Source organism: Nocardioides malaquae, from assembly GCF_015070385.1.
Classification (GTDB): Bacteria; Actinomycetota; Actinomycetes; order Propionibacteriales; family Nocardioidaceae; genus Nocardioides; species Nocardioides malaquae.
In genome coordinates this window covers 1-276 of sequence record NZ_JADCSA010000334.1, presented here as the reverse complement: position 1 = coordinate 276, position 276 = coordinate 1, and the positions used below count along the sequence as shown (strand labels likewise).

Below are 276 nucleotides of genomic sequence, written 5' to 3'. Positions count from 1 at the left end.
ACCTCACAAGCAGCGATGAATCCGGTTTCGGTCGCGTACTGGAAGATCAAAGCCATCGGCAAAACGTTCCCCGTTCTCTCCCGTGTCGCTGACTATGGGCTGGACTATTCCCAGCGTAGCAACAAACTGGGACATCACCTCGTCCTCCATCCTTCCGAGTTCGCCGTCGCAGGCCCCGCAGCGGTCGCTAATGAAGGATCGATCTTTCTGACCGAGTGGGATGGAACACTCCAGCAAAAAAAGACTCCGCGAGAGATCCCACGACTCCCGTCACGT

1 protein-coding gene is annotated in these 276 nt (G+C 56.5%); it reads left to right on the top strand.

Annotated features, from left to right (window positions below; genetic code table 11):
• Nucleotides 1-15 precede the first annotated feature (15 nt).
• Nucleotides 16-276 (top strand): GAP1-N2 domain-containing protein (locus tag IEQ44_RS17190; RefSeq protein ID WP_227487629.1); only part of this gene is annotated, 261 nt, incomplete at its 3' end.